Annotated in this window: 20 protein-coding genes and 1 tRNA gene; 10 read left to right on the top strand and 11 right to left on the bottom strand. The window is 64.1% G+C overall.

Features of this window, described 5'->3' with window-relative positions; genetic code table 11:
- The first annotated feature begins 211 nt into the window (after nucleotides 1-211).
- Nucleotides 212-892: a GntR family transcriptional regulator gene (locus ABE485_RS10555; RefSeq protein ID WP_346515250.1), complete on the top strand. Its 681-nt coding sequence runs from the start codon at nucleotides 212-214 to the stop codon at nucleotides 890-892.
- A 147-nt stretch (nucleotides 893-1,039) separates the two neighbouring features.
- On the opposite strand, the gene ABE485_RS10550 is transcribed toward ABE485_RS10555, so the two are convergent.
- The 4 genes from ABE485_RS10550 to htpG form a co-directional block, all read right to left on the bottom strand.
- Nucleotides 1,040-2,239 carry an MFS transporter gene (locus ABE485_RS10550; protein ID WP_346515249.1) on the bottom strand — a complete coding sequence of 400 codons (1,200 nt, stop codon included), beginning with the start codon at nucleotides 2,237-2,239 and terminating at the stop codon, nucleotides 1,040-1,042.
- A 192-nt stretch (nucleotides 2,240-2,431) separates the two neighbouring features.
- Nucleotides 2,432-3,697: a type II toxin-antitoxin system HipA family toxin gene (locus ABE485_RS10545; RefSeq protein ID WP_346515248.1), complete on the bottom strand. Its 1,266-nt coding sequence runs from the start codon at nucleotides 3,695-3,697 to the stop codon at nucleotides 2,432-2,434.
- The gene (locus ABE485_RS10540) at nucleotides 3,694-3,945 is read right to left on the bottom strand and encodes a helix-turn-helix transcriptional regulator (protein WP_346515247.1); all 252 of its coding nucleotides are present in this window, start codon (nucleotides 3,943-3,945) and stop codon (nucleotides 3,694-3,696) included. The genes ABE485_RS10545 and ABE485_RS10540 overlap by 4 nt, the downstream gene beginning before the upstream one ends.
- Nucleotides 3,946-4,208: 263 nt before the next feature.
- Nucleotides 4,209-6,107: a molecular chaperone HtpG gene (gene htpG / locus ABE485_RS10535; RefSeq protein WP_346515246.1), complete on the bottom strand. Its 1,899-nt coding sequence runs from the start codon at nucleotides 6,105-6,107 to the stop codon at nucleotides 4,209-4,211.
- Between the two features lie 207 nt (nucleotides 6,108-6,314).
- Between htpG and ABE485_RS10530 the strand changes: the two genes are divergently transcribed.
- The 6 genes from ABE485_RS10530 to ABE485_RS10505 all read left to right on the top strand — a co-directional run bounded on the left by ABE485_RS10530 (nucleotide 6,315) and on the right by ABE485_RS10505 (nucleotide 13,074).
- Nucleotides 6,315-7,706 (top strand): uracil-xanthine permease family protein, encoded by a 1,392-nt coding sequence (locus ABE485_RS10530; protein WP_346515245.1) that lies wholly within the window; start codon nucleotides 6,315-6,317, stop codon nucleotides 7,704-7,706.
- A gap of 165 nt (nucleotides 7,707-7,871) precedes the next feature.
- Nucleotides 7,872-7,956: transfer RNA gene (locus tag ABE485_RS10525), tRNA-Leu, on the top strand.
- A 316-nt stretch (nucleotides 7,957-8,272) separates the two neighbouring features.
- On the top strand, nucleotides 8,273-8,593 hold the full coding sequence (locus ABE485_RS10520; protein ID WP_346515244.1) for a MazG-like family protein: 321 nt from the start codon (nucleotides 8,273-8,275) through the stop codon (nucleotides 8,591-8,593).
- Complete coding sequence (locus ABE485_RS10515; RefSeq protein ID WP_346515243.1) at nucleotides 8,590-10,779, top strand: DNA/RNA helicase domain-containing protein; 2,190 nt, start codon at nucleotides 8,590-8,592, stop codon at nucleotides 10,777-10,779. The genes ABE485_RS10520 and ABE485_RS10515 overlap by 4 nt, the downstream gene beginning before the upstream one ends.
- A 726-nt stretch (nucleotides 10,780-11,505) precedes the next feature.
- A complete protein-coding gene (locus ABE485_RS10510) occupies nucleotides 11,506-12,690 on the top strand; it encodes a hypothetical protein (protein ID WP_346515242.1) in 1,185 nt (394 codons plus the stop codon).
- 87 nt (nucleotides 12,691-12,777) lie between these two features.
- Nucleotides 12,778-13,074 carry a hypothetical protein gene (locus ABE485_RS10505; RefSeq protein ID WP_346515241.1) on the top strand — a complete coding sequence of 99 codons (297 nt, stop codon included), beginning with the start codon at nucleotides 12,778-12,780 and terminating at the stop codon, nucleotides 13,072-13,074.
- Between the two features lie 234 nt (nucleotides 13,075-13,308).
- Here ABE485_RS10505 and ABE485_RS10500 read toward each other — a convergent pair whose 3' ends face one another.
- From ABE485_RS10500 to ABE485_RS10490, 3 genes are all read right to left on the bottom strand, one after another.
- Entirely contained in the window at nucleotides 13,309-13,998 is a 690-nt protein-coding gene (locus ABE485_RS10500) for a 4-carboxy-4-hydroxy-2-oxoadipate aldolase/oxaloacetate decarboxylase (RefSeq protein WP_346515240.1), read from the bottom strand.
- Entirely contained in the window at nucleotides 13,995-14,714 is a 720-nt protein-coding gene (locus ABE485_RS10495; RefSeq protein ID WP_346515239.1) for a PIG-L deacetylase family protein, read from the bottom strand. The genes ABE485_RS10500 and ABE485_RS10495 overlap by 4 nt, the downstream gene beginning before the upstream one ends.
- 66 nt (nucleotides 14,715-14,780) lie before the next feature.
- A complete protein-coding gene (locus ABE485_RS10490) occupies nucleotides 14,781-15,785 on the bottom strand; it encodes a Bug family tripartite tricarboxylate transporter substrate binding protein (protein ID WP_346515238.1) in 1,005 nt (334 codons plus the stop codon).
- A 106-nt stretch (nucleotides 15,786-15,891) separates the two neighbouring features.
- Here ABE485_RS10490 and ABE485_RS10485 point away from each other — a divergent pair, with 106 nt between their 5' ends.
- Together ABE485_RS10485 and ABE485_RS10480 are read left to right on the top strand one after the other, a co-directional pair.
- Nucleotides 15,892-16,785: a LysR family transcriptional regulator gene (locus tag ABE485_RS10485; RefSeq protein WP_346515237.1), complete on the top strand. Its 894-nt coding sequence runs from the start codon at nucleotides 15,892-15,894 to the stop codon at nucleotides 16,783-16,785.
- A gap of 44 nt (nucleotides 16,786-16,829) precedes the next feature.
- On the top strand, nucleotides 16,830-17,675 hold the full coding sequence (locus ABE485_RS10480; protein ID WP_346515236.1) for a DMT family transporter: 846 nt from the start codon (nucleotides 16,830-16,832) through the stop codon (nucleotides 17,673-17,675).
- Nucleotides 17,676-17,761: 86 nt separating this feature from the next.
- On the opposite strand, the gene ABE485_RS10475 is transcribed toward ABE485_RS10480, so the two are convergent.
- From ABE485_RS10475 to ABE485_RS10465, 3 genes are read right to left on the bottom strand one after another with little or no spacing between them, the layout of a single operon-like run.
- Nucleotides 17,762-18,313 (bottom strand): GAF domain-containing protein, encoded by a 552-nt coding sequence (locus tag ABE485_RS10475; protein ID WP_346515235.1) that lies wholly within the window; start codon nucleotides 18,311-18,313, stop codon nucleotides 17,762-17,764.
- Nucleotides 18,310-19,665 carry an MFS transporter gene (locus ABE485_RS10470; RefSeq protein WP_346515234.1) on the bottom strand — a complete coding sequence of 452 codons (1,356 nt, stop codon included), beginning with the start codon at nucleotides 19,663-19,665 and terminating at the stop codon, nucleotides 18,310-18,312. Before ABE485_RS10470 ends, ABE485_RS10475 begins: the two co-directional genes overlap by 4 nt.
- A gap of 37 nt (nucleotides 19,666-19,702) precedes the next feature.
- Nucleotides 19,703-20,932 (bottom strand): metal-dependent hydrolase family protein, encoded by a 1,230-nt coding sequence (locus ABE485_RS10465; RefSeq protein ID WP_346515233.1) that lies wholly within the window; start codon nucleotides 20,930-20,932, stop codon nucleotides 19,703-19,705.
- Between the two features lie 174 nt (nucleotides 20,933-21,106).
- Here ABE485_RS10465 and ABE485_RS10460 point away from each other — a divergent pair, with 174 nt between their 5' ends.
- Nucleotides 21,107-22,039: a LysR substrate-binding domain-containing protein gene (locus tag ABE485_RS10460; RefSeq protein ID WP_430795414.1), complete on the top strand. Its 933-nt coding sequence runs from the start codon at nucleotides 21,107-21,109 to the stop codon at nucleotides 22,037-22,039.
- A 48-nt stretch (nucleotides 22,040-22,087) separates the two neighbouring features.
- On the opposite strand, the gene ABE485_RS10455 is transcribed toward ABE485_RS10460, so the two are convergent.
- A complete protein-coding gene (locus ABE485_RS10455; RefSeq protein WP_346515231.1) occupies nucleotides 22,088-23,290 on the bottom strand; it encodes an aspartate transaminase in 1,203 nt (400 codons plus the stop codon).
- Nucleotides 23,291-23,304: the final 14 nt, after the last annotated feature.

Below are 23,304 nucleotides of genomic sequence, written 5' to 3'. Positions count from 1 at the left end.
GATAACCCTGAAATATACATTTCAACGGCAAATTGTTAACATTATTTTTGACTGCGCCAGGCCGGGGTTCACAACGACGGCGTCCGATCGGGTATCTTCACGTTCACCCGTCAGGTTGCAGACAACATGACGTCTACAAGCGGCAAAGAACCGCTCATTACCCACGGCGGCGATCCCGCCCTGGCCTCCCGCGCAAACCAAGAACGAGCCCATGGCATCAGACAAACGCGAAACCTCGGTCACCGGCATCTACGAGTGCATCTACCGCGCCATCCTGGACAACCGCCTCAAGCCCGGCACCAAGCTGGTCGAAGAGCGCCTGGCCGAAATCTTCGAAGTCAGCCGGCCGCGCATCCGCGAGGTCCTGGCGCGCCTGGCCCACGAGCAGATCGTTGAACTGTTCCCCCAGCGCGGGGCCTACGTGGCCAAGCCCTCCATCGAAAAAGCGCGCGACGTCTTCGAGGCGCGCCGCCTGATCGAGCCCGCCGTGGTGCGGCGCCTGACGCAGAACCTCACGCCGGAAAAGCTCGCGCGCCTGCGCGAGCACGTGGTCCTGGAACACGACGCCCGCAAGCGCGACGACAAGCGCGCCATCATCCGGCTGGCCGGCGAATTCCACATCCTGCTGAGCGAACTGGCGGGCAACGGCGAACTGGCGCGCACCATGCGCGAACTGTCCACGCTGACCTGCCTGGTCATCTTCCTGTACAACCTGCCCACCGCCACCAGCTGCCGCGACGACGAACACGAACTCATCACCGAGGCCATCGCCGCCCGCGACGCGCAGCGCGCCGAGGAACTGACCCTGCACCACCTGGAGCACATCGAGCAAAGCGTGAAACTGGAATCGGTGGAAGAGTCGGTCGACCTGGAAGACGTCTTCAAGTTCTGACCCCGTTCACGCAAAAAACCCCGGCGGAAAGGCTTTCCGCCGGGGCTTTTTATTGAACCAGGTGTCTGACACCCAGGGTGCGCTGGCCCCGGCATGAAGCGCATCTCACGCGGATGTCAGACACCGTCCTATAGCGAAGGCCGGGATTCAGCAGCCCTGCATCGCCAGCTTGCGGCGGCGGACATTGCTGGCGCGCTGCACCAGCACCAGCGCCAGGCCGGCCGTCGCGATCACCGCGCCGGCGATCGGCACCGCCGCATAGCCCATTCCGGCCGAGATCACCGCGCCCCCGGCCGCCGCGCCCACCGCGTTGCCCAGGTTGAACGCACCCACGTTCATCGACGACGCCAGTCCCGGCGCATCGGTCGCGGCGCGCATCACGCCCATCTGCAGCGGCGGCACCACCGCGAACGTCGCCACGCCGAAGATCAGCAGCGCAACCGCCGCGCCGACCGGCGTCGAGGCCAACCAGGGAAACGCCAGCAGGTCCACGATGACCAGCACCAGGAAGAAGATCAGCGTGCCGTCCAGCGAACGGTCGGCCATGCGCCCGCCCACCCCGTTGCCCAGCGTGAAACCCAGGCCAATCAGCACCAGCATGCCCGTCACGAAGGCCGGCGACGCGCCGGTGATTTCCGCCAGTGTCGGCGCGATATAGGTGTACAGCGTAAACATCGCGCCCGCGCCCAGCACCGTGGTCAACAGCGCCAGCAGCACGGCAGGACTCTTGAGCACCGCCAGTTCATGGCGCACATTGGGCCGGCGGCCCGCCTCGCCCGCCGGCAGCGCCAGCCACAGCGACAACATCGCAATCAGGCCCAGCACGGCCGTGGCGGCAAACGACATCCGCCAGCCGATCGCCTGCCCCAGCCACGTCGCGGCCGGCACCCCGCCCACGTTGGCGATCGTCAGCCCCATGAACATCGTCGCCACCGCGCTGGCCTGCTTGTGGCGCGGCACCACGCTGGCGGCCACCAGCGAGCCCAGGCCGAAGAACGCGCCGTGGTTCAGGCTGGTCACCAGCCGCGCCAGCAGCAGCGTCGTGTAATTGGGAGACAGCGCCGACAGGATGTTGCCGATGGTGAAGATCGCCATCAGCAGGATCAGCGCCTTGCGGCGCGACCAGCGCGAGAACGCCAGCGTCATCAGCGGCGCGCCAACCATCACGCCGATGGCATAGGCGCTGACCAGCATCCCGGCGCTGGGAATCGACACATTCACGCCATCGGCGATCACGGGCAGCAGGCCCATGGGCGAAAACTCGGTCACGCCGATGCCGAAGGCGCCGACGGCAAGCGCCAACAGCGGCGGGCCGGCCTTGACCGGCTGGGTATCTTGGGGATTCATGCAAGTTCCTTGGTTTCGACGGCGCCGGCAGGACGTTCCTGAGGCGCGGCCGGCCAGAATTGGCCGGCGCATCGGAAAGACAGGGGTGCAGTATGACCGCCCGATCCTTGCAGAAAAAGCCGTCTGGCAGGCAAACACTTTTGACTTGGGATCATTAATCGAGAGATGCCCGCCCATCGGGCAGGCATGCCCTCAGGTCTGCAAACCCCAGCGTTTGGCATGTTTGCGGGCGTTCGTCGTCATCCATTGCCCCAGCCGCTCCAGCAGCGTGCGTTCGGTTCCTGCGCTGGCCTGTTCCATCAATGCGGCCTGGACCTGCATCAGCGCGCTTGGCAACGCCGAGACCAGGGATTGCGCCTCCGCGGCAACATAGCGCGCACCAAAGCCCAGGTCGCGCGCCATTGCCTCCAACTGCTCCTTGCCAACGGCCCCCGGTTTGTCTTCCCCGCCGATGGCAAACGCAAACCTGGCGCTCAATCCCGGATACATCGCCGTACACATCAGGTCATAGAACGGCGCAAGGCGGTAGCGCCCATCGCCATCCAGGATCACGGACAGGTTCTTTGCATGGCTGTCGTTGTTGCCTACCAGCAGATTGAACAGCACCCAATGCAAAAACCGTTTCACGTCCGCACCGCCCACACCCATCGCCGCCAGCAGTTCGCGGCAATCCGCCAGCGTCGGACCGCCATCCGATTCGTATTTAACGTCCGACGGCTTGCCTGCCAACTGGCACAGGTCAAGCTGATGAAATCGTCGCAATCCACCCTGCCCATCCGGCTCGCGGTCATAGCGCCGGATCAGGCACGCACGCGTGTCGGGTTGATAGACGGCCTGCGCCACCCCAAGCTCGAGCCTTTGCGCCAATTGCATCACCAGCGTCTCATTGAGGGCCGATGCCCACACGCCGTCCAGGCCGCGGATGTCCGGCTTGAGAATATGCGAAGACGGCGCCGCGCCTTCCGGCAGCATGGGTGATCCGTCCGGCAGGACTGTCAACAGGAGCTTGTCCTGCGCGCCCGCCAGCGAAATCCTCGTGCCCTCGACATTCTCGGCCACGAGCGCCGGCACGCCCGCTTGCTGCAGGCGTGCAGCGATGTCCGCCCAGTTCGTCGGTCGATACCGCGCCGGCGCCGGTGATTCCCCCTGCGGCAGTATCGTCAGCCCGCTGGCGGTATCGCCCCCAACGCTGCGCAGCAGTCCAAACACCGTCGTCGCATGACGGCTGACCTGCAGGAACTTGCGCACATGGCCTTCGGGCAGCAGGTTCTCGAAGTAGGCATGAACGGCTTCATTCGATTGGTCGCCGGGCTGGAGCGGTATCGATGGCGCGATCGGGCGAACACCCGGGTAGCCGAGCCACGCGTCGTCGTAGACGAAACGCAATGGCCTTTCGTCGAACAGGCGGCCAACTTTTCGTCCGTCCTGATACAGATCGAGTGCGTCCACCGTTGTCATGGCAGCCTCGGGCGCTTGGGCGCCACTTGCACTTCCAGGCCCAGCAGATCCAGCATGTCCAGCACCTTCTGCAATTGCAGCGTGGGCTTGCCTCGCTCCAGGTCCACCACGAAGCGGTTGCCGGTGCCGGAAAGTCCGGCCAGATCCGCTTGCAGCAAGCCTTGCGAGCGCCGAACGGCTTTCACCAGTTCGCCCAATTCGACCGAAGAATGGACCGTCACGGGAAACGCGTCGACTTTGGGGTCCATAACCGCCTCCGTTATTACCGTTCGGGAATTTTATCTATCTTTCAGCCAGGTAGCGATAGATAAATTACCGATCGGTAATTTATCTTCCGAATAGCCGATCAAATAACTGAATCATTACCGATCGGTAATATTATGAACACTTCGGATGGGACACCGAGAAGAAATTACCGAGCAGTAATTTCCGGACAGTAATTTCCGATTGAAAGGGCTGGAACAAAAAGGGCGTCCTCTCGGACGCCCCTCTCGTCAGCCCTGCCCGCCGCTTACTTCAGCAGCAGCGCATTCAGCCGCTTCACGAACGCCGCCGGGTCCGCAATCTGCGCTCCTTCGGCCAGCAGCGCCTGATCGAGCAGCAGGCGCGCCCACTGGTCGAACTCGCCGTCTTCCGCCGCGCGGATACGCGCCAGCAGCGGGTGTTCCGGGTTGATTTCCAGCACCGGCTTCACGTTCGGCGCTTCCTGGCCGGCGGCCTTCAGCATGCGCAGCAGATGCGGGCTGAGTTCGTTCTGGCCCACCACCACGCACGCCGGCGAATCCACCAGGCGCAGCGTCACGCGCACTTCCTTGACCTGCTCTTCCAGCGTCTTCTGCAGGCGCTCGACCAGCGGCTTGAAGTCCTCGGCCACTTCGGCCTGATGCTTCTTTTCTTCCTCGTCGGCCAGTTCCGCCAGGTCCAGGCCGCCCTTGGCCACCGACACCAGCGACTTGCCGTCGAATTCACGCAGGTACGACAACATCCACTCGTCCACGCGGTCCGACAGCAGCAGGACTTCGATGCCCTTCTTGCGGAAGATCTCCAGGTGCGGGCTGTTGCTGGCCGCGGCGAACGTATCCGCCGTCACGTAGTAGATCTTGTCCTGGCCTTCCTTCATGCGCGACACGTAATCGGCAAACGACACCGTCTGCGCCTGGTCGCCCGAATTCGTCGATGCAAAACGCATCAGCTTGGCGATGCGCTCCAGGTTGGCCGAGTCCTCGCCCGCGCCTTCCTTCAGCACCTGGCCAAATTCCGACCAGAACGTGGCGTAGTCTTCCGGCTTGTTTTCGGCCATGTCTTCCAGCAGCGACAGGATGCGCTTGGCCGAGCCCTCGCGGATGGCGCGCACATCGCGGCTTTCCTGCAGGATCTCGCGCGACACGTTCAGCGGCAGGTCCGCCGAATCGATCACGCCGCGCACAAAGCGCAGGTACGACGGCAGCAGCTGGTCGGCGTCGTCCATGATGAACACGCGCTTCACGTACAGCTTCACGCCGTGGCGGCCGTCGCGGTCCCACATGTCCATGGGCGCGTGCTTGGGCACGTACAACAGCTGCGTGTATTCGCTGCGGCCTTCCACGCGGTTGTGCGTCCAGGCCAGCGGGTCGTCGTAGTCGTGCGACACCGTCTTGTAGAACTCGCGGTACTGCTCTTCCGTCACGTCCGACTTGCTGCGGGCCCACAGCGCATTCGCCTGGTTCACCGTTTCCAGCTCGTCGGTCTTGACCTGTTCGCCCTTCTCTTGATCCCACTCTTCCTTCGCCATGCGGATCGGCAGCGAGATGTGGTCGGAATAGCGGCGCAGGATCTCGCGCAGCTTCCAGCCGTTCAGCAGTTCGTCTTCGTCGGCGCGCAGGTGCAGCGTCACATCCGTGCCGCGGCCGGCTTTTTCAGCGGCGGCGATGGTGAATTCGCCCTGGCCGTCGGATTCCCACTGGATCGCGTCCGAGGATCCGGCGCGGCGGCTCACCACCGTCACCTTGTCCGCCACGATGAACGACGAATAAAAGCCCACGCCGAACTGGCCGATCAGCTGCGCATCCTTCTGCTTGTCGCCCGTGAGTTGCGAGAAGAACTCGCGCGTGCCCGAGCGGGCGATCGTGCCCAGGTTGGCCACGGCCTCTTCGCGCGACAGGCCGATCCCGTTGTCCGAGATCGTGATCGAGCGGGCCGCCTTGTCATAGCTGACCGTGATCGCCAGTTCGCCATTGCCTTCCAGCAGCTCGGGCTGGTCGATGGCCTCGAAGCGCAGCTTGTCGCAGGCGTCCGACGCGTTCGACACCAGCTCGCGCAGGAAGATTTCCTTGTTGCTGTACAGCGAATGGATCATCAGGTGCAGCAGCTGCTTCACCTCGGCCTGGAAACCCAGGGTTTCGGACGCGGAATTCGTGGCGGTTTGGCTCATAGTTCTACGTAGCTTTGAAAATAAATTAGGGACGGAACAATCGACGACTGGGGCAGTGCGCCCGCGCAGTCTCCGGGAAACCCTACTGATGTGGGGGCCAATGGGAACTTTTCAAGGCCGGGTGGCGGCGCAGCAACCTGACATCCGCCTGTCCTCGGTAAAATCCGGCACTTTTCTACCCTACCCCTCCCCGGCCGGCACTCCGCCATGCAACCCGCCTCCCTGACCCAACCCGCTCCCCACAGCGCGCCCGACGACGCCGACGCCAGCCACGACCTGGTCTACGGCCCCGACGACCGCCCCGCGCCCCCCGTCGCCTTCATCGCCGCCCTGCAGCACCTGCTGGCCATCCTGGTCCCCATCGTCACCCCCGGCCTGCTGATCTGCCAGGCCCTGGGCGTCAGCAGCCGCGACACCACCCTGATCGTGTCCATGTCGCTGGTCATCTCCGGCATCGCCACCTACGTCCAGTGCAAGCGCTTCGGCCCCCTGGGCGCCGGGCTGCTCATCGTGCAGGGCACCAGCTTCAACTTCGTCGGCCCGCTGATCGCCGGCGGCTCGGTCATGGTCAAGCAAGGCACCCCGGTAGAAGCCGTCATGGCCGCCATCTTCGGCGTCGTCATCGCGGGCTCCTTCGTCGAAATGGGCATCAGCCGCATCCTGCCCTTCGTCAAGCGCCTCATCACGCCGCTCGTCACCGGCATCGTCGTGCTGCTCATTGGCCTGACCCTCATCAAGGTCGGCCTTATCAGCATGGGCGGCGGCTTCGGCGCCATGGCCAACGGCACGTTCGCCAGCGCCGAGAACCTGACCCTGTCCGGCCTCGTCCTGGGCACCATCATCCTGCTCAACCGCGTGCCGGTCGTCTGGATCCGCAGCACCGCCCTGGTCCTGGCGCTGGCCGTCGGCTACATCGCCGCCGCCTACATGGGCCGCCTGGACTTCACCGGCGCCCGCGAGGCCGCCCTGTTCCAGGTTCCGGTTCCGCTGCATTTCGGCCTGGGCTTCTCGTGGGCCCTGTTCGTGCCGATGCTGATCATCTACCTGGTCACGTCCCTGGAAGCCATCGGCGACGTCACCGCCACCAGCAAAGTGTCCAAGCAGCCCGTCGAAGGCCCGCTGTGGATGCAGCGCATCAAGGGCGGCGTCCTGGTCAACGGCGCCAACTCGCTCCTGGCCGGCGTCTTCAATACGTTCCCCAGCTCCGTCTTCGCGCAGAACAACGGCGTCATCCAGCTGACCGGCATCGCCAGCCGCCACGTCGGCGTCTGGATCGCCGGCATGCTCGTCCTGCTGGGCCTCTTCCCGGTCGTCGCCGGCGTCCTGCAGGCCGTCCCCGAACCCGTCCTGGGCGGCGCCGCCATGGTCATGTTCGGCGCGGTCGCCGCATCCGGGATCAACATCCTGGCAGGCATCCAGCTCGACCGCCGCGCGCTGCTGATCATCGCCGTATCCCTGGCCCTGGGCCTGGGCGTGTCGCAGGTGCCGGAAATCCTGTCGCACCTGCCGCACTCGGTGAAGAGCGTCCTGGAATCGGGCGTCGCCACCGGCGGGATCTGCGCGCTGGTGATGAACTGGTTCCTGCCCGAGAAGAAGTGATTGGCGGGGCCCGGGTCCCGGTGCGCACATGGTTGCGCGGCCCGGGACGGCCCCCCAGGCAGGCGGTCCGCCGAGGCGGCCGCCTGACAAGATAGGAAAGACCGCATATAATCGCGGTCTTCGCATCTCCCGCAGCCGTCATCTGGACGTGCTCGCGACCCCCTTGCCCGGGTGGTGAAATTGGTAGACGCAGGGGACTCAAAATCCCCCGCCGCAAGGCGTGCCGGTTCGATTCCGGCCCCGGGCACCATCTAAAGATCCCTAGAAACTACAGTTATCTAGCGCGAATCTTCGTCTTTCCCTAACGCTGGGAAAGCTTCAATCTATGGCCAAGTAAGTTTCGATACTGCGGCACAACGCCCAGAGTACGTCGCGAAGCTTTTGTTCGTATATCTATTACTGTCAAAACCTCTTCAGAGTTCGTGACAACCGCCCGTTCTCACAACGGAGACCGGGATTCGAAGCTGCACGCAGCAAGCTGCCCTATTGCGATTTGACCAATCACGAATGCAAGCCGCAGGCTAGCGAGCTATCATCCTGCCAGCCCTCTCTGAAAAAGGCAGGACATGCATAAAGCAATTCAGCGACTGCGACAGTTCCGCGACGACCGGAATTGGCAGCAGTTCCACAATCCTAAAGATTTGGCATTGGCGCTCAGCATCGAGGCCAGCGAACTGCTGGAATCCTTTCTTTGGAAAACTCCTGAAGCCGCTGACCCTGAGAAGGTGAAGGAGGAGCTTGCCGATGTGCTGGCCTATGCCCTTCTACTCGCTGATGCGTACAACTTCGACGTCGAGAAGATCGTTCTGGAAAAAATAGAAAAGAACGAAGAAAAGTATCCCGTTCACAAGGCAAAGGGAACCGCAAAAAAATACAATGAGCTATGAGCCAGGCCCAACTTGTCGAAGTGAACCGATATCGGTTTTCTGCAGAAGCGCTGACGGAAATTGAGAATAACGCTTACGCAGCCAACAACTGGCCGCTTGTATATATCCTTAGCGACGGGGCTACGCGCCGTGCCTACGTCGGCGAGACTACGGACACGATCACTCGGCTGGGTACACACCTTAAGCACCACCAGAAGCAAACCCTGACGACGGTGCACGTTGTCAGCAGCGAGCGTTTCAATAAGTCGGCCACACTCGATATCGAGTCTTCCCTTATAAAGTACATGGCGGCGGACGGCCGTTTCAGCCTGTTGAACGGCAATTTGGGCTTGAGCGACCACAATTACTACCAGAGGGACGAACTCTATTCAAAGATATTTCGTGAGACCTGGGACAGGCTGCGCAGCCAGGGAATTGTGGAAAGGTCGATTGAAGTCATCGACAACCTGGATGTTTTCAAGTACTCGCCGTACAAGTCGCTGTCCGCGGATCAACAGCAAGGCCTGATCGAGATAATGCGGTCCCTGGTCGACCCAACGCTGAAAAACATCGTCGTTCAAGGTGGCGCCGGCTCCGGGAAATCGGTTCTGGCAATATTCCTCTTCAAGCTTATTCACTCCGACCTCGAAGAGCTGGACCTGCGCGAGTTTTCGGAAGAGGAAAGGGAAGTGCGGGAGCTCCTGCGACAGATCAAGCGGCGGATGCCAAGCCCGCGCATGGCTCTGGTGGTGCCAATGAACTCGTTTCGAAGCACCCTGAAGAACGCATTTCGTAATGTTGAGGGCCTGCACCCCGACATGGTCATCAGCCCCTCTGAGCTGGCGAAGCATCATTACGACATCGTCTTGGTGGACGAATCACACCGGTTACGTAAACGCGTCAACCTGGGAGCCTACTACCGCTCCTTCGACAATGCTTGTGCCGCTTTGGGTTTGGACAAGAACACTTGCAGTGAGGTGGACTGGGTCACCCGCCAATCAGACAAGGCCGTCTTCTTCTACGATTCGAATCAGAGCATCAAGCCATCTGACGCCAACGCATCGGACTTCGACTACATCAAGTCTGCGCCGGATAGTAAGGTCATGACGTTGGTCTCGCAGTTCCGGATTCGCGCAGGGCTGAGCTATGTTCGATTTGTCGACGAGCTCTTGAATGTTCGGCTTCCAGCAAGCAAAAAATTCCGCTCAAGCAAATACGAATTTCTCGTCTTTGACGAGCTATCCGACATGGTGAGGGAGATCGAACGCAGGAACAGCAAGTACGGCTTGGCACGTCTGGTGGCCGGCTATTCATGGCGTTGGGTTTCCAAAAACACCCGGGAGTCGTTCGACATTGAGATCGGCAACGTTCGGTTGCGTTGGAACAGGACAAATAAGGACTGGATCAATACGGAGGGCGCCGAGGGCGAAGTGGGCTGCATCCACACTACCCAGGGCTACGATCTAAATTACACGGGGATCATCTTCGGTCACGAGATTCGCTACGACAAGAAGCGGGACCAGATCGTCATCGAAAAAGACAATTACCATGACCGCCTAGGAAAACAGGCGATTGAAGATCCCAATGAACTCAAGCAGTACATACTGAACATTTACCGGACCATCATGCTGCGAGGGATACGCGGCACGTTTGTCTACGCATGCGACGACGATTTGCGAAACTATCTAAAACAGCATGCGGAGAGTTACGAATCCAACGTCATTGCGTTTCCGGAACTAGCGAAGCCGCTGGAACCTTACATCAATTCGGTCCCCCTCTATGATCTGCGGGCCGCCGCCGGCAGCTTCAGCGCGCTTCAACAGGTCGAGCATGAGAAGTGGGTGGCAGTACCGGATGGTATGCCGGTAGGAGAGAACATTTTCGCCTGTCATGTAGTAGGCGAATCCATGAACAAGGTCATTCCTGACGGCGCCGTCTGCCTGTTTCGCTTGAACCCGGTAGGGAGCCGAAATGGGAAAATCGTGCTGGTGGAATGCTCCAGCACCGCGGATGGCGACGGTGGTTCGCGTTATACGGTCAAGGAGTATCAGAGCTTCAAAGTGCACACCGACGAGGGGATTGAAAACCTGCGGATCGTCCTGAAGCCCCGGTCAACCAACCCGGCCCTGCCCCCAATCGAATTGAGCAATGAAGACGACGGTCATCGCTATCGGGTAGTCGGCGAATTCTTGGGAGTGATCCGTTAACTAGCCCAGCGGGGAATATTTTCCGGCCTCATCCATCAGCAGGCACTCCACATCGCAGCCATCTTTGAATAGCGTCTCGCAAGGGCTGCGCTAAATCAGCGGCTTCGCAATGATCGCCTGAAGAGGCCGGCCCGATGAATTGGCAAGGCGGTCGATGTCGCCAAGACGTTTTCCCCGATCACCGCTCCCGCACTGCACCCCGCCGGCCACCATCCGGATCTAAACCATCCCCCGACCCCACCTTGTCCATACTCCAACTTGCCCATACACATCGGGCGAGCGCAGCCAAATAATGGCTCGCATCCAGAGGCCAAATGGCCTAATCCATCGCTGATTCAACCGATGCGCCAAGCACGCCAGCCGCATGCCAGGCGCATCGCTGGACGGGTTCATCCGTCGCGCAAGGAAGTGCCTCATTCCTGATCGCGGCCTCCTCTTCGGGACATCCCGGCAACGCTGCGCCCGGCCTGCCACCCTCCTTCCGCTTCCCCCTGGTCCCAATCCCGCCGGCAGTTCCCGGCAAAGGCATCGGACCGCCCTTCGTCCGGCCATAAGGCCATCACCCTCAAGGAGCCAACGACACAAATACCGGCAGCCCGGCCGCAGTGCCAGTCAGTGCCGGGTTCCGCGCCTGCGCGCTCGTCGAGCCGCTGGGCGACCAATAACCCCATGCGATTTCCACACGGTTCTATCTAACTTTCATTCATATTGTTGGAGGACACTGTCATGTCAGGAAAGAACAACAACACCCCACGGGTGGACAACCCGGGCGAAGAAGATGAAGGCGGGCCGGCCACCGGCAAGTCCGCCTCCGGGGCGCCCGAGAACCCGGATTCTGACGCCGCCGGACTCGAAGCGCTGAGCCAAGAGGCGGAACAACAAGCCGTATTTGCCGAGGCCGGCGTTTCGGACGATCTGCTGGCGCTCAGGGACGCGATCGAGGCTCGATTGCTCTCGGCGTCCGGCGAATCCCGGGCGCAGTCGGATGGATCTTCCTCCGATGGCATCGTCGGCGTCGGGATTGGCTTGCCGGACCCGACCAACGTCACCTTCGGTGCGGGCGGCCCGGGCGAACCGGTGCTGACGATCTTCACCGAGAGCGCGATGCCGCAAGAGGCCGTGCTGGGCCAGGTGGCGCAAGCCGCCGGCACGCGCGCCCTGTCTAGCGTGCCGGTGCAGCAGGTGCCGGTGGGCGTGGTCGACGCCTATTCGCACCGCGCGCGGCACCGGCCAGCGCCCGGAGGCGTCTCGGTGGGACACGTGAATGTCACCGCAGGCACGCTCGGAAGCCGGGCGATCGGGCTGACGGCGCCATGGAACAATCGGCACCTGATTCTCAGCAATAATCACGTGCTGGCGAATTCGAACGTCGCGAGCGTGAACGACAGCATCATCCAGCCGGGCGCGGCGGACGGCGGCCGTCATCCGGGAGACCAGATTGCGGTGCTGGCGCGCTGGGTGCCGATCAACTTCGGCGGCGCGGCGAACTTCGTGGACTGCGCGTTCGGGTGGGCGTGGCACGATCGCATCCGTGGCGAGCAGTATTACCTTTCTGGCGGCAGCGCCGCCTATTACCGCACCGGCACGGCGGCATTGGCCGCGTCCCTCGGGCTGATCGTCGGCAAAAGCGGACGAACCACGGGCCTGACGCAAGGCCGCGTGACGCAGATCGGCGTGTCGGTGAACGTGAACTATGGCGGCGGCCGCGTTGCGCTGTTCCGTAACCAGATCGCCATTCAATCCGTCAACGCCAATCCGTTCTCCGCGGGCGGCGATTCCGGTTCGCTGATCTGGCACTGGGCTTCCGGCGTGCGGCCCGTCGCCCTGCTGTTCGCGGGCGGCGGCGGCACGACGTTTGCCAATCCGATCGCGTCGGTGCTTTCCGCACTGAACATCAGACTGCTGCCCTGATCCGGCCCCTACCGGCCCCCGGCCGCCCTGTCGCTAAACGGGGCGGCCGATTACACTGGATTCGACACGGTTAGAGGAGTTGGCGCCATGAACGATCCACACACCCCAGGGCCAGATTTCTCCGGCGCCGGCCCCGTCGAATACAGCCCGGCCGACACGCAAGCGAGCGGCGCGGCCGGCCAGGTGCTGGCCAGCCAGGAAGCGCGGCTTCTTGCCGTGCCAGGCGTCGTCTCGGTGGGCGTCGGCACCGGCCGCCCCGGAGAAGAGGCGATTGCCGTGGGCGTGACGGACGCCGGCGTGGCGGCGCGCCTGCCTCGGGAAATCAATGGCGTGCCCTTGGTGATTACGGTGACCGGGCCCGTGGACGCGCAGCGTCAGCGCTGACGGCAAGCCAGCTGGGGCGCTGCGACGGCAGCCCCAGAATTGAGCCGGACTCCATCACCGGAGAGCCTGCTTGATCTTGAAAGCAGGCAAGGCGGCGGCACTACCCGTCAGAATGTCTCCAACCCCCACGGCAATTCGGTGAACTGCATCACGAGGTCACGCTCAACGGCCCGGCATCGAGGGCGCGTGGCATGCCCTTGCTGAAAGCTGCCACGCCGCAGCGATGCATGCCCGTTACGCGTCGGCGCTGCTGTCCACGTACACCAGTCCCGCCGCGGCAAGCTTGTCCCGCATGCCGTAGATATCCAGCCCCAGCTCGCCGGCAGCCAGGCGCTTGCGCTTGGCCGCTTCGTTCAGGAGGCGCGCGTCGCAAGCGTCAGCGACCTCAACCGCGCGGGCACGCGGCACCACGCACACGCCGTCGTCATCCGCGATGACGACATCGCCGGGCTGCACGAGCGCGCCGGCGCACACGACGGGCACGTTGACGGATCCGGGCGTGGCCTTGACCGTGCCCTTGGCCGACACGCCTTTGGACCACACGGGAAACTGCATCTCTTTCAACGCCGCCACGTCGCGGCACCCTGCGTCGATGATCAGGCCCTGCACCCCGCGCGCCCGCATCGACGTCGCCAGCAGTTCCCCGAACATCCCATCCTCGTTCGACGATGCGCAGGCAACGACAACGATGTCGCCCGGCCGGCAGAGTTCGATGGCGACGTGCAGCATCCAGTTGTCGCCCGGCTGCGCCAGCACGGTGACGGCGCTGCCCGCGATGGAAGCGCCGGCCTGGATGGGCCGCATGTAGGGCTGCAGCAGGCCGGTGCGCTGCTGCGCCTCGTGCGCGGTGGCCACGCCGGCCGACGCCAGGCGCGCGATGACCGCGCTGTCGGCGCGCTGGATGTTGCGGACGGCGACGCTCATGCCAGTTCTCCTGTGACCTGAGGAAAGACGCGCTGGTAGCCTTCGGCGTACTTGATCTTCTGGTTGGAATTGCGCGATGCCTGCACGCCGCGCTGCAGGGCGACGCGGGTGTAGTACTCCCACAGGTGCTCCTGGGCCGCCATGGTCTCGAAGGCGCGGCGCTTCTGGTCCCAGACCTCGGAGATATCCAGCAGCACTTCAGGCTTCCATTCGCACTGCTCGGGCTGGTGCGGCTCGAAGAGGAACACGGGAGGGGCGCCCAAAACCGGCTGCTCCGGATGGTGCCCGTGGGCCTGGGCGATCACGCGGGCTTCCTGCGCGACGTGGGTGGCCAGCGGGTGGTCGAAGTTGTAGGGGTCTTTCTGCGAATGCGTCAGCACGAATTCCGGCTGCAGTTCGCGGTAGACGTCCACCAGTTCGAACAGCGCGTCGTCCGACACGCGCAGCGGATAGTCGCCGCAGTCCACGAACCGGATGTCGGCGCCCAGGATATCGGCCGCAAGGCGCGCTTCGTCGCGGCGGTCGGCCTTGACCTTGTCCAGCGTCATGCCGGGCTGCTTCCACAGCTTGGCGGATTCGCCGCGTTCGCCGAACGACAGGCACACCACGGTCATTTTCCAGCCGCGGCTGGCGTACAGGGCGATGGCGCCGCCCGCGCGCCAGACGAAGTCCGCGGAATGCGCGCTGACGACCAGCGCGTTCTTTTGCCGTTCCATTTCTATTCCTCTATGCATGAATGCCGGTGCGGCCCGCCGCGCGGCGCCGCACCGGCACGGGCGCGGCTAGTCCGCCTTGATGCCCGCGTCCTTGATGACCTTGGTCCATTTGGTGGTTTCCGCCGCGACGAAATCGCGGAACTGCGGAGCGGTGCCGGGCGTGACGACGGCGCCCATTTCGCCGAAGCGCTTTTTGACCTCGGGGTCCTTGAGGGCGCTTTGCAGGGCGCTATTCAATTTCTCCGTGACGTCCGGCGGCAGATCCTTGGGACCGATCAGGCCCCACCACACGGTGGCCATCGCGCCGGGCAGGCCCTGCGACACCACTGTGGGCACCTCGGGCAGCATGGCGGCCGGCTCGTCGTCCAGCACCGCCAGCGCGCGCAGCTTGCCGGCCTTGATGTGCGAGACGACTTCCAGCGGGTTGATGGACATGAAGGAGATACGCTGACCCAGGAGGTCCGTGACGGCCGGCGAACCACCCTTGTACGGCACGTGCAGCGCCTTCATGCCGCTCTCGCGCTTGAGCAGTTCGCTGGCCAGATGGCCGGAACTGCCGTTGCCCGCCGAGGCGTAGGTGAGCTTGTCGGGGTGCGCGCGGCCATAGTCGGTCAGATCCTTCAAGGTCTTGAACGACGATTCCACGGGCACCACCACGGCCAGCGGCGCATAGCCGATCGCGCCCACCGGCGTGAAATCGCGCGCGGGGTCGAAGGTCAGCTTGGAGAACAGGGCGCCGTTGGCGGCCAGGGTGTTCGATGCCGTCAACAGCGTGTAGCCGTCCGCCGGGGCGCGCGCGACCGCGTCCATGCCGATGTTGGTGGCCGCGCCGGGGCGGTTGTCGACGATGATGGTCTGCTTCAGCGCGTCGCCCATTTTCTGGCTGACCAGCCGGGTGACGATGTCCACGCCGCCGCCGGCGGCATACGGGACGACAATGCGGATCGGCTTATCCGGAAAGGCGGCCTGGGCGGCGGTGGGCAACGGCATCAGCGCGGCGGCGGCCAGCGCGCCCACTCCCACAGCGGTGACAAGGGCGCGGCGGGGCCGCGACGGGACGTAAGCCTTCATGGGTTGTCTCCTGTCTGTCTAGTTGGTATGCCGGCATGATGCGCGGAGTACACTCATATCGTCCAATACCGTTTTTCAAGATCATCTATTTGCTTTCCAAATTGATATGGATTTCCGCCAACTGCGCTATTTCGTCGCCGTCGCCGAGGAGCTGAGCTTCAGCCAGGCCGCGCGCCGCCTGCATGTCAGCCAGCCGCCGCTCAGCCTGCAGATCAAGGCGCTGGAAGAAGAACTGGGGTCGCCGCTGCTGACGCGCACGAGCCGCAGCGTGGAACTGACCCAGGCGGGCGCGCTGTTCCTGGACCAGGCGCGCCGCGCGCTGGCGCACCTGGAACGCGCCGGCGAAGTCGTGCGGCAGTCGGCGCTGGGCGAAACCGGCGAGATCCGCGTGGCGTTCACCGCGTCGGTGCCCATGTTCGACGCCTTCCCCCGCATCGTGCAGGCCTTTCGCACGGAATTCCCCGGGGTGGGCGTGGATCTGAGCCACCAGTCGACCGGCCAGCAATTGCGGGCGCTGGCGTCCAAGAACATCGACGTAGGCTTTCTGCGCCCGTCGATCCTGTTCGTGCCGCCGCCCAACATCGCGACGCTGCCCTTGTGGAGCGACCGGCTGATGGTCGCCATGCCGCAATCGCACCCGCTTGCGCGGCGCAGCACGCCGCTGCCGATGACGGATCTGGCGGACGAATCCTTCATCCTGTTCCCCCGCGGGCTGGGCTGCGGCCTGTTCGACCACGTAAGCGTGCTGGCCAGCCGGGCGGGGTTTGCGCCGCAGGTGGGCCAGGAGGCGCGCGAAGGCGCGACCATCATCGGGCTGGTGGCGGCGGGCATGGGCATTTCCATCCTGCCGGATACGTACATGAAGACGGGCATACCCGGCGTGGCCTATCGCGAACTGGATACGCCGGATGCCCAAAGCCAGGTCCTGCTGGCGTATCGTTCCGAAGACGGTTCCCCGCTGGTGCAGCGGTTCCGCGAGGCCGCCCAGGCCGCGCAGTAACAGGCGCGGGCGAGGCTCGCAGCGGTCATTGAAAGGCCCGCGCCATGACACTCCGCCTCTTCGCGCTCACCCTCTTCGCCATGCTGGCCTTTGCCGGCAATTCCCTGCTGTGCCGGCTTGCGCTCAAGCAGACGGCCATCGACCCCACCACCTTTGTCGCCATCCGCATCGTGTCCGGCGCCGTGATGCTGTGGCTGGTGCTGGTCCTGCGCCGGGAATCCGCGCGCCTGGAAGGCAACTGGGCGGGCGCGCTGGCCCTGTTTGCGTATGCCGTGGCGTTTTCCTACGCGTATACGCGGATCCCCGCCGGGACGGGCGCCCTGCTGCTGTTCGGGGCGATCCAGATCAGCATGATCGTGTACGGGCTGGTGATCGGCGAGCGGCTGTCGTTCGTGCAGGGCTTGGGAATCGGCCTGGCGATCTGCGGACTGGTGGGCCTGATGCTGCCCAGCGTAGGCGCGCCGCCCGTGTTCTACGGGTTCCTGATGATCCTCTCGGGGGTGGCCTGGAGCATTTATTCGCTGCTGGGCCGGGGCTCGAAGAATCCGGCGGCGGCAACGGCGGGCAATTTCATCCGGGCCACGCCTGTCGCGCTGGCGCTGTTCCTTGTGCAGTTCGTGGCGTCGCACATCCGGATCGATGCCGCCGGCGCGGCCTATGCGGTGGTGTCCGGCGCCGTGACGTCGGGGCTGGGCTACATCCTCTGGTATGCGGCGCTCAAGCAGCTGAACGTGACGCGCGCCGCCACCGTCCAGCTCAGCGTGCCGGTGCTGGCCGCGTTTGGCGGCACGGTGTTCCTGGACGAGCCGCTGACGGGCCTGCTGCTGGCCGCGTCGGCGCTGGTGCTGCTGGGCGTCGCGCTGGTGATCCTGAACAAGCGGCCGGCCTAGGCGCCAGCGCCAAAAAAAGGCCGCTCGATCGAGCGGCCCGCAAGACACCGTCACGGCCTGGTGACGGCGCACCACTTTTCAAGCGGTCACACGCTGTCCAGCGCCGACCGGTCCACGCTTGCGGCAGCCGCCTGCGCGGCCCGCATCTCCTCGATGAAGACCGGTGCGCATAGCCCGCCGATCACCGCGGCCAGATCGTGGTCGGCGTTGTCGTAGGCATGCCGTCCGCTCAGCATGTTGAGCGACCCGATCACGCGCCCTTCCTGCCGCACGGGGATGTTGAAGGCCGACTGCAGTCCGCGCTCGATCAACATCGACGCCTCGGAAAACACGGTGCGCACGTCGTCTTCGTTGCTGGCCACGTAGATCTGCCCTTCCTGCAGCACCAGCCGCGACCACGGGCCGTTGCCGGTGGCCTTGAAGCCGCCCAGCGGGCTGATGCTCTCGTCCGAGGTATGCAGCCGCTTCATCAGGCGCTCCTCTTCCAGGTGTACCAGCGCGGTGAAGAGCTTGTGGCCGAACGCTTCCTCGAGCAGCGCCGAGATCGCGGCCCACTGAGCCTGCTGGTCGCGGGCCAGGCCCAGCGTGCGGGCATGCGCGGCCAGGGCGCCCAATGCCATGACGGGTGCATTCCTCATGCGTTGATCTCCTCGAGCACGACGCCGCGCGTGTTCTTGCCGTAGAACAGGATGCCCAGCCCGCCGATCAGCAGGATGGCGGTCATCATGGCGAACACGCCCGCAAAGCCCAGCACCGGGTACGCCACGCCCACGATGGTCGGCGACGCGATGGAGCCGATGCGGGCGAAGGCCGACGCCGCTCCCATGCCGGTCGCGCGGATCGACGTGGGATAGATTTCGGCGGTGTAGGTGTACTGGCCGGCGATGACGCCGTTCATGCCGAAGGACAGCAGCATGCTCAGCATGATGATCTGGTGCTCGCCGCTGGCCAGCGCCAGGCCCAGCGCGGACAGGCACGACAGCAGCATGTAGGCCAGGATGGTGTACTTGCGGCCGATCCGGTCGTTCAAATACGCGGCCGAGAAGTAGCCGGGGATCTGCGACAGGTAGATCAGGATGGTGTACGAGAAGCTCTTGGTGATCGTGAAGCCGCGCTCGACCAGCAGGCTGGGGATCCACACCAGGAAGGCGTAGTAGCAGAACAGCACGGTGATCCAGAAGACCCAGACCAGCACGGTCGTGCCCAGGTATTGCTTGGAGAACAGCGACGCCAGCTTGGCCATCGCGGTCTGCTGGTCGGCGGGCGTGGGCGCAGCCTTGCGCGTCGCGACCGGCTTGGGCAGCGGACGGCCGGTGCTTTGCTGCACTTCGGCTTCGATGGCTTCGCAGATGCGGTTCGCCTCCGTGGTCTGGCCGGTGTGTTCGAGCCAGCGGGGCGATTCGAACAGCGACTTGCGCCACCACAGCAGGAACACCACCGGCACCGACGCGATGATCATGATCCAGCGCCAGCCGTCGTCGCTGAGCGGCACGATGAAGTAGCCCAGCAGGGCCGACATCACGAAGCCGAACGAGAAGAAGCCCGCCAGCGCGCCGGTGAAGCGGCCGCGGTACTTGCTGCTGACGAACTCGGCCAGGTACGGCGCGATGATGGCGCCTTCGGCGCCCATGCCGATGCCGGCGATCATGCGCAGGATGTAGAACTCGTGATAGTTGCGGGCAAAGGCGTTGACGAACGTGGCCACGCAGAACAGCAGCAGCGCCCACATCATGATCTTCTTGCGGCCGTAGCGGTCGCCCAGGATGCCGGAGAACAGCGCGCCGACCAGGAAGCCCACATAGGTGCTGCTGGCGATCCAGCCGATCTGGCCCGTGCTCAGCCCCCATTGGGTGCGCAGCGAGGGAATGATGAAAGCGATGATGCCGGCGTCCAGCGCTTCGAAAGCGAGGCCCAGGCCGCCGATCATCAGCAGCCGGAAATGAAAGCTGCTGAACGGCAGCCGCTCAAGGCGGTCCGATACGGAATACATGGTGGGAAGGTTCCGGAGGAAATAAAGAAAAGGGACGTCAGCAGGCGTTCTTGTGCAGCAGGCCGCGGTTCATGATCAGCTTGATCGAGTCGGGCTTGGTCAGCAGTTCGATGTCGTCCAGCGGATTGCCGTCGATCAGCAGCAGGTCCGCGTAGGCGCCTTCGCACACTTCACCCAAGAGGCCCTCGTGGTTGAGGATCTCGGCGCCGATCAGGGTCGCCTGCTGGATCACCTTGGCGTTGCCCAGCACGCGGCTGCGCAGCACCAGTTCATCGGACTGCATGTAGTGGGTCTCGCCCAGCAGGTCGCTGCCGTAGCCCATCTTCACGCCGACCTCGTCCAGGATCTCCAGCGCGGTCAGGCCCTGCGTGCGCACGGTGGCGATCTTCTTCACGGAATCCAGCGGCAGGCCATAGCGCTCGCCGTCGTTGGCCAGGCCTTCGTAGGTGATCAGGGTGGGCACCATGTAGGCGCCGTGCTCCTTCATCACCTGCGCCGCCTCGCGGTCGACCAGATTGCCATGCTCGATGGTGCGCACGCCGCAACGCACGGCGCGCGTGATGGCGCGGGGCGTGTAGGCGTGCGCCATCACGTAGGTGTTGGCGTTGCTGGCTTCTTCCACGATGGCGATCAGCTCGGCCTCGGAGAAGCCCAGGTTCTGGATGGGGTCATTGGGCGAGGCCACGCCGCCGGACGCCATGACCTTGATCTGCGTGGCGCCCTTGAGGATTTCCTCGCGCACGGCCAGGCGGCAGTTGTCGACGCCGTCGACCACGCGGCCGATGTTGCCGATCTTGACCGAGCACGGGCAGGGATCGAGTTCGTCGTTGCGCTGGCGGAAGTCGCCATGGCCGCCGGTCTGCGACAGGGCCTTGCCCGCGCAGAACAGGCGGGGGCCATCGACCGTGCCGTCCAGCACGGCTTGCGCCAGCGCCCAGTCGGCCCCGCCGGCGTCGCGCACCGACGTGAAGCCCCGGTCCAGCATGCCCTGCATGATGGGCAGCGCGCGCAGGAGCGCCAGCGCGTTGGGCAGGGCCGCGACGCGGCCCAGGTTGAACGACGACGCCACCACGTGGACGTGGCAGTCGATCATGCCGGGCATCAGGGTCATGCCCTTGGCGTCCACGACCTGCGCATCCGCGGGGGCCGATTCATCGGCGCCGATGCGGGTGATCAGACCGTCTTCGACCAGCACGGTCGCGGCGGCTTCGAGGGCCAGGGTTCGGGTATTGAGGATCCTGCAATTCTTGATGACAACCGGCTTCATAATCGACCACGTAAACAGTTCAAAGTGCCTGGAAATAACGGCATGCCGAACTCTACCGGTACAATTCGGGGGTCCGATACCGGGTCTCCCCCTATGCGTTCGACACAAATTTGAACAGCCTTATGAGCATTACTCATACCCCCTATGAGACGTCGCTGCCCCACCCTTTCTGAATTGAATGCGTTCTCCGCGGCGGCCCGGCATCTGTCGTTCTCGAAGGCGGGCAAGGAACTGTTCGTCACGCAAAGCGCCATCAGCCGGCACATCGCCACGCTGGAAAGCTATCTGGGGCACGCGCTGTTCATCCGGGGCACCAATGGGCTGCAGCTCACGCGCATGGGGGCCACGTACCTGAGCCTGATCCGCCCGGCGCTCCACACGCTGGAAAGCGCCACGTCGCAGGTCATGGCGACGCAGCAGTCCGCCAAATCGCTGAACGTCTCGGCCGCGCCGACGTTTGCGGCGCAATGGCTGTTCCCGCGGTTAAAGACGTTCCGCGAGGTCAATCCGGACATCTCCATCAACTTCGTGCGCTACAGCGTCGCCGATTACAAAAGCACCGAACTCGATTTCGACGCCTCGATCCAGTATGGCTATGGGGACTGGCACGACGGCGACGCCAAATACCTGACCGGGCGCGAAACCCGGCTGGTGTGCTCGAAGGAATATCTTGAGCAGCACCCGATACGCAGCCTGGAAGACATCAAGCAATGCACGCTGCTGCAGCACATCGAGATTCCGCTGTCGTGGGAATACTGGTTTTCGACGTACCTGGGCGATTATGACCGGGCGCGATTCGGCCCCGGCTTCAATCTGTTTTCGATGATTATCCAGGCGGCGTCGTCGGGCTTTGGCGTGGCGCTGATGCCGCACTGCCTGATCGAAAAGGAACTGGCCACCGGGCAATTGGTGGACATATTCGGCCGCAGTTTCGAGAGCCCGCTTGGCTATTATCTCTGCGCGCCGAACTGGCGCAGCAACATGGAAAGCTACGACCGGCTGAGCCAGTGGCTGGCGCATGAGTGCTTTCACGGCGGGGACGGCAACGGCGCGGCCGCCGGCAAATCCTGCGAGGCCGATTGCCCGTACTGCGCAACGGCGAAGTGACGGCGAAGTGACGGACCGCGCAGCCTGCACGGCCCGCACCGCGGTGCATCAGCCCAGCTTGGCGCAAGCCCGCTTGATGCGCGCGCAGCCCTCTTCCAGCTGATCCATCGACGTCGCGTACGAAATCCGGAAGAACGGCGACACGCCATAGGCCGCGCCCTGCAGCACCGCCAGGTTTTCCTCATCCAGCAGGTACATGATGAAGTCCTCGTCAGTCTTGAGCACCTGGCCCGCCGGCGTCTTCCTGCCCAGCAGCCCTGCGCACGACGGGAACACATAGAACGCGCCTTCCGGCACATGGCAGGTGATGCCCTCGATCCGGTTCAGGCTGGCGACGATCATGTCGCGGCGCGCCTGGAAGATGCGGGTGCGCTCGGCGATGAACTCCTGCGGCCCGGACAACGCTTCCTGCGCCGCCGCCTGGCTGATCGACGAAGGATTGGACGTGCTCTGCGACTGCAGCTTGGTCATCGCCTTGATCAACGCGGCGGGGGCCGCGCCGTAGCCGATGCGCCAGCCGGTCATCGCGTAGGCCTTGGATACGCCGTTGATGGTGAGCGTGCGCTCCTTGAGCGCCGGCTCCACCTGCGCCATGGTGGCGAAGCGGCGGCCGTCGTAGAGGATGTGTTCGTAGATGTCGTCCGTCATGAGCCAGACGTGCGGATGGCGCAGCAGCACCTCGGCCAGGGCCTTCAGCTCTTGCCGCGAATACGTCGCGCCGCTGGGATTGTTCGGTCCGTTCAGGATCAGCCAGCGGGTGCGCGGGGTGATCGCCTTCTCCAGGTCGGCGGGCTGCAGCTTGAAGCCTTCCGCCGGCGGGCAGGCGACGAAGACAGGCGTGCCGCCCGCCAGCAGGACGATGTCGGGATAGGACACCCAGTAGGGGGTGGGCACGATGACCTCGTCGCCCTCTTCCACCGTGGCCAGCAGCGCGTTGAAGATGATCTGCTTGCCGCCGTTGCCGACGATGATTTCGCCGGCGGCGTAGTCCAGGCCGTTGTCGCGGCGGAATTTCTCGCGGATGGCCGCCTTCAGTTCAGGCGTGCCGCCGACGTCGGTGTACTTGGTGCGCGACTGCGCCATCGCGCGGATGACCGCCTGCGTGACGTTGTCCGGGGTGTCGAAATCCGGCTCACCGGCCGTCAGGGCCACGATGTCGCGGCCCGTGGCGCGCAGCTCGCGCGCGCGCTGGCCGGCCATGGAGCTGGGGGAAGGTTTGATGCGCTGGATGCGCGCGGCGGTCTGGAGCATGGTGTTCCTAAAAT

This window comes from Achromobacter spanius, assembly GCF_039673305.1.
In the GTDB taxonomy this organism is placed as follows: Bacteria; Pseudomonadota; Gammaproteobacteria; order Burkholderiales; family Burkholderiaceae_B; genus Achromobacter; species Achromobacter spanius_F.
This window is presented reverse-complemented; position numbering and strand designations above follow the sequence as displayed.

Bases quoted from the DNA above. Each gene is read 5' to 3' on its own strand.
- ABE485_RS10555 (WP_346515250.1), top strand. From the start codon at position 212: ATGGCATCAGACAAACGCGAAACCTCGGTCACCGGCATCTACGAGTGC.
- ABE485_RS10550 (WP_346515249.1), bottom strand. From the start codon at position 2,239: ATGAATCCCCAAGATACCCAGCCGGTCAAGGCCGGCCCGCCGCTGTTG.
- ABE485_RS10545 (WP_346515248.1), bottom strand. From the start codon at position 3,697: ATGACAACGGTGGACGCACTCGATCTGTATCAGGACGGACGAAAAGTT.
- ABE485_RS10540 (WP_346515247.1), bottom strand. From the start codon at position 3,945: ATGGACCCCAAAGTCGACGCGTTTCCCGTGACGGTCCATTCTTCGGTC.
- htpG (WP_346515246.1), bottom strand. From the start codon at position 6,107: ATGAGCCAAACCGCCACGAATTCCGCGTCCGAAACCCTGGGTTTCCAG.
- ABE485_RS10530 (WP_346515245.1), top strand. From the start codon at position 6,315: ATGCAACCCGCCTCCCTGACCCAACCCGCTCCCCACAGCGCGCCCGAC.
- ABE485_RS10520 (WP_346515244.1), top strand. From the start codon at position 8,273: ATGCATAAAGCAATTCAGCGACTGCGACAGTTCCGCGACGACCGGAAT.
- ABE485_RS10515 (WP_346515243.1), top strand. From the start codon at position 8,590: ATGAGCCAGGCCCAACTTGTCGAAGTGAACCGATATCGGTTTTCTGCA.
- ABE485_RS10510 (WP_346515242.1), top strand. From the start codon at position 11,506: ATGTCAGGAAAGAACAACAACACCCCACGGGTGGACAACCCGGGCGAA.
- ABE485_RS10505 (WP_346515241.1), top strand. From the start codon at position 12,778: ATGAACGATCCACACACCCCAGGGCCAGATTTCTCCGGCGCCGGCCCC.
- ABE485_RS10500 (WP_346515240.1), bottom strand. From the start codon at position 13,998: ATGAGCGTCGCCGTCCGCAACATCCAGCGCGCCGACAGCGCGGTCATC.
- ABE485_RS10495 (WP_346515239.1), bottom strand. From the start codon at position 14,714: ATGGAACGGCAAAAGAACGCGCTGGTCGTCAGCGCGCATTCCGCGGAC.
- ABE485_RS10490 (WP_346515238.1), bottom strand. From the start codon at position 15,785: ATGAAGGCTTACGTCCCGTCGCGGCCCCGCCGCGCCCTTGTCACCGCT.
- ABE485_RS10485 (WP_346515237.1), top strand. From the start codon at position 15,892: ATGGATTTCCGCCAACTGCGCTATTTCGTCGCCGTCGCCGAGGAGCTG.
- ABE485_RS10480 (WP_346515236.1), top strand. From the start codon at position 16,830: ATGACACTCCGCCTCTTCGCGCTCACCCTCTTCGCCATGCTGGCCTTT.
- ABE485_RS10475 (WP_346515235.1), bottom strand. From the start codon at position 18,313: ATGAGGAATGCACCCGTCATGGCATTGGGCGCCCTGGCCGCGCATGCC.
- ABE485_RS10470 (WP_346515234.1), bottom strand. From the start codon at position 19,665: ATGTATTCCGTATCGGACCGCCTTGAGCGGCTGCCGTTCAGCAGCTTT.
- ABE485_RS10465 (WP_346515233.1), bottom strand. From the start codon at position 20,932: ATGAAGCCGGTTGTCATCAAGAATTGCAGGATCCTCAATACCCGAACC.
- ABE485_RS10455 (WP_346515231.1), bottom strand. From the start codon at position 23,290: ATGCTCCAGACCGCCGCGCGCATCCAGCGCATCAAACCTTCCCCCAGC.